Genomic DNA, 8,933 nt, shown 5'->3' with positions numbered 1-8,933 from the left:
CCAGCCGGACGAGCAGGCTCCGCAGGAAGGCGCCGCGCCCTCCCCCGAGGGCGAGCAGGCGCCGCGAAATTTCGAGGCGCCTCCGGAGGGTTCGGAGAGATCAGTCCCCGAGCCACAGCCCGAGGTGATCGCGCCCACGCCGGACGCGGACACCGAGCGGCTGCGCATCCAGCCGGGAGACGGAGAGTAAGGACCATGGACCTGACCGCCGACACCACGACCTCTCAAGACACCGCCGCGACGCCCGCCGTGTCCGGCGGCCGCAACGACGCCACCCAGGTCGTCGCCCACGGGCAGGCCTACCTCTGTGGCCGGCCGCTCGGGGAGATCCTCCGCGCGCTCGTGCCCGCCCTCACCCCGGAGAAGATCCAGGAGGCGCTCGCCGCCCAGCAGGAGAAGGGCGGGCAGCTGGGGGAGGTCCTGGTGGGCATGAAGGCCGTCAGCGAGGAGGACGTCGCGCGCGCCCTGGGCCACCAGCTGGACCTGCCCTACCTCCAGCGCATCTTCGTGGAGGAGGTGGACGCGGAGCTGGTCAAGCGCATCCCCATCAACTTCGCCCGCCAGACGCAGCTGCTCCCGCTCTCCGTGGAGGGCGACGAGGTGGTGCTCGCGGTGGCGGATCCGCTGGACACCACCGCGTTGGATCACGCGCGCCTGCTCCTGGGCCAGTCCATCCAGCCGCGCATCGCGCTGGCCTCCACCATCGTGGACGCCATCAACAGCGTGTACGACCGCTCCGTCAACGAGGCCGAAGCGCTCGTGGACGAGATGGAGACCACGGAGGACCTGGACTCGCTGGCGCACGAGCTGGAGGAGCCCAAGGACCTGCTGGACGCGGACGACGAAGCCCCCGTCATCCGGCTGGTGAACTCCGTGCTCTTCCGCGCCGCCAAGGAGCGCGCGAGCGACATCCACATCGAGCCCATGGAGCGCGAGCTCCTGGTGCGCTTCCGCATCGACGGCGTGCTCCAGGAGGTCATCAAGCCGCCCAAGCGCTACCAGAACTCCATCATCGCGCGCGTGAAGGTGATGGGGCAGCTGAACATCGCGGAGAAGCGCCTGCCGCAGGACGGCCGCATCCGCATCAAGCTCGCGGGCCGCGACATCGACATCCGTCTGTCCACCACGCCCACGTCCTTCGGCGAGCGCATCGTCATGCGTCTGCTCGACAAGACGGCGACGCTGCTGGACCTAGCGGAGATCGGCATGAGCCCGCAGGTGCTGGGCAACATGGAAGCCGTCATCAAGCGCTCGCACGGCATCGTGCTGGTGACGGGCCCCACGGGCTCTGGCAAGACGACCACGCTCTACGGCGCGCTCTCCAAGATCAACACCACGGACCTCAACATCCTCACCGTCGAGGACCCGGTCGAGTACCAGCTCAAGGGCATTGGCCAGATGGCCATCGCCCCGAAGATTGGCCTGACGTTCGCGCAGGGCCTGCGCTCCTTCCTCCGCCAGGACCCCGACGTCATCATGGTCGGTGAGATCCGCGACAAGGAGACGGCGGAGATCGCCATCCAGGCGTCCCTCACGGGCCACCTGGTGCTCTCCACGGTGCACACCAACGACGCCGCGGGCGCCGTGACGCGACTGGTGGACATGGGCGTGCAGCCCTTCCTCGTGGCGTCGTCGCTCACCGGCATCCTCGCCCAGCGCCTCGTGCGCCGGGTGTGCCCGGACTGCCGGCAGGCCTACACGCCCACGGACGCGGAGCTGAAGGAGCTGGGCTACTCGCTCGCCAGCTTCAAGGCGAAGTTCAACACGGACCGCATCTACCGCGCGGTGGGCTGCCCGTCCTGCAACCGCAACGGCTACCGCGGCCGCTCCGGCATCTACGAGTTCCTCTTCGTGGACGACGACGTGCGCCAGCTGGTGCTCAAGAACGTGGACGCGTCCACCATCAAGAAGTCCGCCCTGGCCAAGGGCATGACGACGCTGCTCGACGACGGCGTGCGGAAGATCGCCATGGGCGAGACGACCATCGCCGAAGTGCTGAGCATCACGCAGGAGGACATCTAGTCCGCCATGCCCGTCTTCGAATACAGAGGCCTTGATTCCCACGGCAAGCAGAAGAAGGGCTTGCTGGAGGCGGACTCGCCCAAGACGCTGCGCTCCAAGCTGCGCGCGGACGGCATCTTCCTGACCGACGTGCTCGGGCAGGCGGAGGGCAGCCGCGCGGGCGTGTCCAAGGGCGCCAACGCGTCGCTCGTGGCGCGCGACGTGGACCTGCGCAAGCTGGCCGGCGGCCGGGTCAGCACCGAGGACGTGGCCATCCTCACCCGCCAGCTCGCGACCCTGCTGGGCGCGGGCGTCACCATCGTGGACTCGCTCAACGCCCTGGTGGACCAGGCGGAGAAGGAGCGCCTCAAGCGCGCCCTCTCCGACATCAAGCAGCGCGTGAACGAAGGCTCGTCCCTGGCGGACGCGTTCAGCCAGCACCCGAAGATCTTCCCCAGCATCTACATCAACATGGTGCGCGCGGGTGAGGCCTCCGGCGCGCTGGACACCGTGCTGCTGCGCCTGGCGGACTTCACGGAGAACCAGGCCAAGCTGCAGCAGAAGATCATCGGCACCATGCTCTACCCCGCCATCATGTTGCTGGTGGGCGGCGGCATCCTGGTGCTGCTGATGGTGTTCGTCGTCCCGAAGGTGACGAAGATCTTCGAGACGATGAAGGCCACCCTGCCCCTGAACACGCGCATCCTCATCGCCGCGTCCAACTTCATGCAGGCGTGGTGGTTCCTGGTGATTCCGTCCATCGTGGCGGGCTTCATCTTCTTCATGCGCTGGACGAAGAGCCCCAAGGGCAAGCCCAAGTGGGACCGCTTCACGCTCAAGGCGCCCATCTTCGGCAGCCTCGTGCGCCTCCTGGCCATCTCCCGCTTCGCGCGCACGCTGTCCACGCTGCTCAAGAGCGGCGTGCCCATGCTGGCCGCGCTGGACATCGTCAAGGCGGTGATGACGAACTCGGTGCTGGCGGACGCGGTGGAGAACGCCCGCGAGTCCATCCGCGAGGGCGAAAGCATCGCCACGCCCCTCAAGCGCTCCGGCCAGTTCCCGCCGCTCGTGTACCACATGGTCGCCATCGGTGAGAAATCAGGGCAGCTGGAGGACATGCTCCTGTCGGTGGCGGACTCCTATGAGACGCAGGTGAACGTGCGCATCGGCGCGCTCACCAGCCTCCTGGAGCCCATGCTCATCGTGGTGATGGGCGTGATGATTGCATTCGTCGCACTCAGCATCCTGATGCCGATTCTGCAGGTGAACACGGCCATCCATTAGGAGCAGGGGCGCACGATGAACGACACGCTCGACCGGTGGATCCAGCGCGCCACGCTGATGGGCCTGTTGGCCCTGGCCGCCACGCTGGCGACGGTGGGGGCCACCCTCTACGCCCACCGGGACCCGCCCGCGGCCACCCGCCCGGGCACCCCTCCCTGACCCCAGCGCTTCTGACATCCCGACACACCCATGGCGCGGTGGCTTGCCAGAAAGTCACCCGAAGGTGAGTGAAGACATGCACACGACGAACGCGAAGAAGCAGCAGCGCCGCAAGCACCGCGGCATGACCCTCATCGAGATCATGGTGGTCATCACCATCCTCGGGCTCATCGCGGCGGCGGTGGGCGTGGCCGTCATCCCGAAGCTGGAAGAGGCCAAGCAGGACACCGCGAAGCTGGACATCCGCAACATCCAGAGCGCGATGAAGCTCTACTACACGAAGAAGGGCTCCTACCCGGACACCGCCACGGGCCTCAAGGCGCTGGTGGACACCCAGAACCTGGAGCGCATGCCGCTGGACCCCTGGGGCCGCGAGTACGTCTACATGAACGAGGGCGGCAAGCCGGTCATCACCAGCTACGGCGCCGACGGGAACCCGGGCGGCGAGGGCTCCGACGCCGACATCTCCTCCAAGGAACAGAGCGCCCGGCAGTAACGGGCGTTTTCCTGAAGCAAAGCCGCGCCTCCCGCGTGTTGTCGTAGGAATGCCCGTGATGACCCCCGAGCAAACTTCCTCACCGACGTCCGCGCGCGAGGCGCGACCCGTTTCCGGCAGGCAGGCCCGCGCCCGCTCGCCACGCCTGGGCCGGCTGCTGCTGCTGGGCGTCTTCGTCGGCGCCAGCCTGCTCGCGTTCGCGCTGGTGTGGGCCACCGAGGACAACTCCCTCACGCCCACGCAGCGCCAGGCGCGCGAGCAGATCCGCCGCCTGGAGGGCCTCTTCAAGGCCCACCACCGGCTGATGGGCTTCTTCCCCACCCAGGCCCAGGGCTTCCAGCCGCTCATCGACTCCAAGGTGATTGACGGGACCCCCATCGACCCGTGGGGCCACCCGTACGTCTACCGCATGGAGGGCAAGACGGGCGCCGTGCTGTCGCTCGGCGCCGACGGCAAGCCCGGCGGCACCGGCGACGCCGCGGACCTCTTCAGCGGCGGCATCGTGGCACAGGAGGTGCAGCCATGAAGAAGGCCATGTCCCTGCCCGCTCCCGCCCGCCGCCGTCGCGCCCCGCGCGGCCTCACGCTGATTGAGATCTCCATCGCGCTGGCCATCGCGGCGGTGATGTTCGCCGCGGTGACCGTCGGCATCGGCGCCATCACCGGCGCGAAGGCGAAGGGCAGCGCCACGGAGCTGGCGGGCGTCATCCGCTCGCTCTACGACTCGGCGGCGCTCAGCGGCAAGACGTGCCGGCTGGTGTTCGAAATCCCCGACCCGAAGCGCGAGCAGCCCACGCGCTACCACGCCGAATGCGCCGCGGGCGGCGTCACCACCTCGCGCGACCGGGACGCGGCGCTGCGGGACGAGCGCGCGACCGCGAGCGCACCGCGCGCGAGGGCAACAACGGCGGCGACACGCGCAAGAACTACACGCGCGCCGAGGGCTCGCAGCCCTCCGCGCAGGAGCTGATGGAAGAGGAGAAGACGCGCATCGAGTCACAGGCCACCTTCTCCGCGTACACCGCGGAGGAGATCACCCCCAAGGAGCTCCCGGCGGGCGTGGCGGTGTCGGTGTGGACGCGGCAGCAGCGCGAGCCGGTGGAGAGCGGCGTGGCCTATCTCTATTTCTTCCCGCAGGGCTACACGGAGAAGGCCATGGTGTTCCTGCGCCAGGGCGACAACGCGTGGACGTTGGACGTGTCACCCCTGACGGGCAAGGTGTTCATCGCACCCGAGGCCCTGGAGGTGCCCCGCTCATGAGAACCCCAACGCGAAGGCGCGCGGGCTTCACCCTGCTGGAGACGATGGTGGCCATGGCCATCCTCAGCGTCGCGCTGATGGCCATCTTCGACCTCAACTCCGGCGCGGTGGCCAACCACGTCTACACCAAGCGGCTCACCGTGGCGTCGCTCCTGGCCCGCTCGAAGATGACGGACCTGGAGCAGAAGCTCTACGACGACGGCTTCGAGCAGGACGACGACGAGCAGTCCGGCGACTTCTCCGACGAGGGCTGGCCCCAGTTCAAGTGGCGCGCCCGCGTCATCGCGCCCAAGACGGACGGCGTGACGCCGGACCAGCTCATTGGCGCCATCTTCAACCTGCCCATGGGCGGCGGCGACTCCGGCGACCCGCTGGGCGGCCTGGCCGGCCTCTTTGGCGGCGGCGGCGGCGACAGCAAGGGCGGCACGCCTCCGGGCGGCACCACCACGGCCAGCCCCCTGGGCGCGTCCGCCATGAGCATGGCGCAGCCCATGTTCACGCAGATGGTGGACCAGCTCACCAAGTCCGTCCGCGAGGTGCACCTCACGGTGTACTGGAAGGAAGGCACCCAGGTGGAGAGCGTGGACGTGGTGACGCACGTCGTGTCGCTGGGGCCCGGCGGCGACCGCAACGGCGGCTTCACGCCCAACGCGGGCAGCACGGCGGGCGCGGAGAACCAGTGGGTGAACCCGCGCACGGGCCAGGTGGTGGACAACCCCATCCCCGGCCCCAACGGGCAGATGCTGGACCCGACCACGCGCGAGCCGCTGGTCAACCGGGCGGCGGTCCTCAACCAGCTCAACAACCCGAACGGCCGTCAGGGCGGCGCCAACGGCAACACCGGCATCAACCCGCGCCTGCCGGGCGGCATCTTCAACGGCGGCCTCCCGGGCATGCCGCGAGGGGGGACCACCCGATGAAGCGTCGCATGCGTGGCTTCACCCTCATGGAGGTCATGGTCGCGGTGGGCATCACCGCCCTGATGGGCACCGTCGTCGCCATGGCCTTCCAGACGGGCATCAACGCGAAGGAGGTCGTGGAGGGCGAGGCGGAGCGCTACCGCATGGTGCGCGTGTCGCTCAACCGCATGGCGCGGGAGATTGGCTCCGCCTTCGTGAGCGACCGCTACGACCTGCGCCGCTTCCGCGACCAGAACGACCGGCCCACCAACTTCATTGGCGAGCGCGACAAGCTGACCTTCACGACGTTCGCGCACCAGCGCCTGTACACGGACGTGAAGGAGTCCGACCAGGCGGTGGTGGAGTACTTCGTGGAGAACTCCAGCGAGAAGGGCGCCCGGCAGCGGCAGGACCTGAAGCGGCGGGTGAACCCCAACGTGGGGGACCGCATGGACCGCGGCGGCACCACGGACGTCCTCTTCGAGGGCGTCAAGGGCGTGGAGTTCGCCTACTGGGATTCGGAGAAGAAGGAGTGGGATGACGAATGGGACACGCGGCGCACGGAGAAGAAGGCCATCCTCCCCACGCGCGTGCGCATCACCGTCATCGCCCTGGATGAGTCGGGCAAGGAAGCGCGCTACACCACGCAGACGCGCATCGTGCTCAACACGGAACTGCCGAGGTTCAACTGATGGCCCTCCCCTACTTCCAGCAGGCGTTCCGCCGGCGCGGCAAGGCGCGGGCCGCGGTGGCTCCCGCGGCGCCGCTGTCGCCGGCCGCTCGCAAGCACAAGCGCTCGCGCGGCGTGGCGCTCATCATCGCGCTCGTCTCCATCACGCTGCTCACGGTGGTGGCCACGGAGTTCGCCTACAACAGCCGCGTGGACCTGCAGCTCGCCGCCAACCAGCGCGACGAGGTGCGCGCCTACTACATGGCCCGCTCCGGCCTGTCGCTGGGGCGGCTCCTGCTGCGCTTCCAGAAGCAGGTGGACCAGACGCCCATCCCCAACCCCGCGAGCCTCCTGGGCGCGCTGGGCGGAGCCCTGGGCGGCGCGGGCGCGGGCGCGGGGGGCGCGAACGCCTTCCAGCCGCAGTCGCTCAACCTCCAGCTCTGGAAGCTGGCGCGGGTGGACTGCCACATGCTCAAGGGGCTGGTGAAGAGCGACGGCGCGGAAGGCCAGGACGGCCGCCCCGCGGAGACGGAGCCCGTGCAGGTGGACCCCAACTTCCAGATGGACGGCGAGGACGGGGAGAACGCGGGCGCGGCCACGCAGATGGCGGCGCAGCTGCCGCGCCGCTCGTTCGGCGGCTTCGAGGGCTGCTTCCTCGCGACCATCAGCGACGAGGAGGAGAAGCTCAACGTCATGCGCCTCAACACCGGCGGCGCGGAGGCGCAGGCCACCGCCGCGCGCATGCTGGACATGTTCGCGGACAAGCGCTTCGAGTTCCTCTGGCAGCAGGACGACGCCAACAAGGTGCGCTCCACGCCACGGGACACCATCCTCGCGCTGAAGGACTGGTCGGACGAGGACTCCACCCAGTCCACCCTCAACGAGAAGGACCCCACGAACCCCTTCGTCGCGGGCTTCGCGGACGAGGGTTCGCCGTACAGCCGCTACGAACCGCGCTATGACGTCAAGAACGCGCGCTTCGACAGCCTGGACGAGCTGTACCGCGTGCATGGCGTCAACGACCGCTTCATGGCGGCCTTCCGCGACCGGCTCACGGTGTACCCGGACATCAACTCCAAGCCGAACGTCAACACCGACGACCCCATCATGCTGGGGCTGGCCATCATGTCCGCCGCGGACCCCAACCGGCCGGATCCGCGCCTGACGGACCCGGTGTTCCTCAACGAGCTCATCAGCCGCATCCGCGCCGCGCGCATGTTCAACTTCTTCGGCATGTCGGTGGCGGACTTCGTGGGCGTCGTGGAGCAGGCCGGCATCGCGGTCAACCCGCTCATCAAGGGCAACGTCCAGCAGAACCGCTACCTGGGCGACAAGAGCAAGACATTCACCATCAAGTCCGTGGGAGAAGCGGGCAGCGTCCAGAAGACGCTCACCGCGGTCATCCGCCTGGACGACGGGCTGGGCAAGCTCGTGTATTACAGAGAGGAATAGCATGGCCCGCATTCTTGGCCTGGACCTGGGCAGCCACTCCGTGAAGGGGGTGGTGCTCACCTCCGGAGCGAAAAGCAGCACCACCCAGGCCTACGCGGAGGTGCGCCGCGCGCAGGAAGGCGAGCGCACGGAGACGCTGCGCGCCGCGGTGGAGGAGCTGCTCGGGAAGATGCCGGAGGGGCACGTGGACCAGGTCGTCATCGCCCTGCCCGGCCCGTCCCTCACCACGCACGCGGTGAGCCTGCCCTTCTCCGACAGCAAGCGCGTGGAGGCGACGCTGCCCTTCGAGGTGGGCAGCCAGCTGCCGTTCGACATCTCGGAGGTCGTCTTCGACTACCAGGTGGTCGGCCAGAAGGACACCGGCGGCAAGGACAAGGCCGCGGACCTGCTGGTGGGCGTGGTGAAGAAGGAGGAGCTCCAGTCGCTGCTGGCCCTGCTGGGCGGCCTCCAGGTGGACCCGCGCGTCATCACCCACCCGGCGCTCGCGTACCAGAACCTCTTCACGCAGATGCCCGGCCTCTTCGAGGGCGCGTCCGAGGGCGGCCCGGTGGCGGTGGTGGACATTGGCCACGAGCGCACGTCGGTGGCCATTGGCCAGCCGGGCAAGGGCGTGGAGTTCGCGCGCACCTTCGCGGGCGGCGGGCGCGACCTGACGCGCGCGCTGGCCACGGAGTTCCAGACGGCGCTGCCGGAGGCCCACGCGTGGAAGGAAG

General features: G+C 68.9%; 10 protein-coding genes and 1 pseudogene. All 11 read left to right on the top strand.

Features of this window, described 5'->3' with window-relative positions; all coding sequences use genetic code 11:
- A partial coding sequence (locus tag ACLEQD_RS30610) for a hypothetical protein (RefSeq protein WP_410388955.1) occupies positions 1-190 on the top strand: 190 nt, incomplete at its 5' end.
- A 5-nt stretch (positions 191-195) separates the two neighbouring features.
- Positions 196-2,022: a type II secretion system ATPase GspE gene (gene gspE, locus ACLEQD_RS30605; RefSeq protein ID WP_410388953.1), complete on the top strand. Its 1,827-nt coding sequence runs from the start codon at positions 196-198 to the stop codon at positions 2,020-2,022.
- Between the two features lie 6 nt (positions 2,023-2,028).
- On the top strand, positions 2,029-3,285 hold the full coding sequence (gspF, locus tag ACLEQD_RS30600) for a type II secretion system inner membrane protein GspF (protein WP_171422077.1): 1,257 nt from the start codon (positions 2,029-2,031) through the stop codon (positions 3,283-3,285).
- A 15-nt stretch (positions 3,286-3,300) separates the two neighbouring features.
- Complete coding sequence (locus tag ACLEQD_RS30595; RefSeq protein WP_338261513.1) at positions 3,301-3,444, top strand: hypothetical protein; 144 nt, start codon at positions 3,301-3,303, stop codon at positions 3,442-3,444.
- 76 nt (positions 3,445-3,520) lie between these two features.
- Positions 3,521-3,940, top strand: coding sequence for a type II secretion system major pseudopilin GspG (gspG, locus tag ACLEQD_RS30590; protein ID WP_410388951.1), 420 nt, complete (start codon positions 3,521-3,523; stop codon positions 3,938-3,940).
- Between the two features lie 58 nt (positions 3,941-3,998).
- Entirely contained in the window at positions 3,999-4,466 is a 468-nt protein-coding gene (locus ACLEQD_RS30585; RefSeq protein WP_410388949.1) for a type II secretion system protein GspG, read from the top strand.
- Positions 4,463-5,199: pseudogene (locus ACLEQD_RS30580) on the top strand (Tfp pilus assembly protein FimT/FimU). Before ACLEQD_RS30585 ends, ACLEQD_RS30580 begins: the two are co-directional and overlap by 4 nt.
- Positions 5,196-6,119, top strand: coding sequence for a prepilin-type N-terminal cleavage/methylation domain-containing protein (locus ACLEQD_RS30575; RefSeq protein WP_410388947.1), 924 nt, complete (start codon positions 5,196-5,198; stop codon positions 6,117-6,119). The pseudogene ACLEQD_RS30580 and the gene ACLEQD_RS30575 overlap by 4 nt, the downstream one beginning before the upstream one ends.
- Positions 6,116-6,790 carry a type II secretion system protein GspJ gene (locus tag ACLEQD_RS30570; protein WP_410388945.1) on the top strand — a complete coding sequence of 225 codons (675 nt, stop codon included), beginning with the start codon at positions 6,116-6,118 and terminating at the stop codon, positions 6,788-6,790. The genes ACLEQD_RS30575 and ACLEQD_RS30570 overlap by 4 nt, the downstream gene beginning before the upstream one ends.
- Positions 6,790-8,220, top strand: coding sequence for a type II secretion system minor pseudopilin GspK (locus ACLEQD_RS30565; RefSeq protein WP_410388943.1), 1,431 nt, complete (start codon positions 6,790-6,792; stop codon positions 8,218-8,220). The genes ACLEQD_RS30570 and ACLEQD_RS30565 overlap by 1 nt, the downstream gene beginning before the upstream one ends.
- 1 nt (position 8,221) lies before the next feature.
- A partial coding sequence (locus ACLEQD_RS30560) for a type II secretion system protein GspL (protein ID WP_410388941.1) occupies positions 8,222-8,933 on the top strand: 712 nt, incomplete at its 3' end.

Source organism: Corallococcus sp. 4LFB, from assembly GCF_046520365.1.
GTDB classification, from domain to species: Bacteria; Myxococcota; Myxococcia; order Myxococcales; family Myxococcaceae; genus Corallococcus; species Corallococcus caeni.
The sequence above is the reverse complement of the archived record's forward strand: the minus strand, read 5'-3'. Positions and strand labels throughout refer to the sequence as shown.